Origin of the sequence: Micromonospora sp. NPDC051296 (genome assembly GCF_040682255.1) — a bacterium.
GTDB lineage: Bacteria > Actinomycetota > Actinomycetes > Mycobacteriales > Micromonosporaceae > Micromonospora > Micromonospora craterilacus.
Genome location: NZ_JBFBAO010000671.1, coordinates 1 through 1,249 on the forward strand (window position 1 = coordinate 1; position 1,249 = coordinate 1,249).

The 1,249-nt window shown below is 67.3% G+C and carries 2 pseudogenes; both read right to left on the reverse strand.

Going from position 1 to position 1,249, the window contains the following annotated elements:
* Window positions 1-439: pseudogene (locus AB0M52_RS34010) on the reverse strand (sugar ABC transporter permease); the annotation flags it as partial.
* Window positions 439-1,249, reverse strand: a pseudogene (locus AB0M52_RS34015) (sugar ABC transporter substrate-binding protein); the annotation flags it as partial. The pseudogenes AB0M52_RS34010 and AB0M52_RS34015, both read right to left, overlap by 1 nt.

Sequence of the window (1,249 nt, forward strand, 5' to 3'; positions counted from 1 at the left end):
GGCTGGAGAGCAGGTTGTGCAGCATGATCGCCAGCACGATCGGCAGCGGGAAGAAGAAGACTAGCTGGAACGCGGTGATCGCCAGGGTGTTGCGGAACGCGTCCCAGAACGCGGGGTCCTCGAAGAGGAGTTGGAACTGGCCGAACCCGATCCAGTCGCTGTGCAGGAACGCCTCCAACGGATTGCTCCCGAGGTACGGGTTGTAGTCCTGGAAGGCGATCACGTTGCCGAGGATCGGCACGTAGCTGAAGACCAGCAGGATCACGAAGCCCGGCGCGACCATGGCCAGCAGTTGCCAGTCGCGACGCAGCCGGGTCCGCAGCGGCACCCGCCGGCGGCGGCCGGTGTGGTGGACGCCGGGCCGGGCGGCCGGCGAGGTCGGCCCGCCGGGCCGGGCCTGATCGGGCCCGGCCTCGACGGGTGCGTTGCGAGTGCTCATCATCCAGCCTTGGGCAGCGAGTCGGCGAGCAGCCGCCTCGCCTCCTCCCCACCGCTGGCCTTCCACTCCTGCACGATGGCGTCGACGTCGGACAGCGGCCGGCGACCCCGCAGGACGTCGGTGAACTTGTCCTCCGTCGGCACCTGGTTGGCCTTGTAGGCGGCCGGCATCTCCAGCTTCACCCCGTCCCAGGGGTCCTTCTCCAGGTACTTCACCATCTCGTTGGAGTAACCCAGAGCGTCCCGGACGAAGTTGGGGGTGTCCGGGAAGGGGCCGACCGTGGGGTTGCGACCGCTGATGAAGAAGTACTGGTTCGCGATCTCCTTCCACGCCAGGTCGGTCTTGGCCGGCCCGTTCGGGGTCCGGGTGTGATGCTGGCCCTCCACGCCGAAGTCGCGCAGCTGCGCCTCCTGACTGCCCAGCGGGGCGGAGCACCAGTTCATGATCCGCAGCAGTTCCTCGACGCGCTCCTTGCCGACACCCTTCTTGACGAAGGTGTACGAGATCGGCTCGTCGTCACCCCAGACGAGGGGATCCCCGCCGGTGGCGGAGAAGATCGGCACCGGCTGGATGTTGAGCTTCGCGTTGACCTTCTGGTGCTCGGCCTGGGCGCCCTGCCAGAAACCGAAGCCGGCCTGCTTGAAGACGATCGCGCCGTTCTTGGCGAACAACTGGACGCTGTCCGCGCCCTTGCTGGCCACGAGATCCGGGTGGACCAGCCCGTCCTGGTAGATCTTGGCCATGACCTCCAGCGCCTGGCGGAACTCCGGGGTCTCGTACTTGAACTCGGGCGTCCCGTCGGACTTCAGC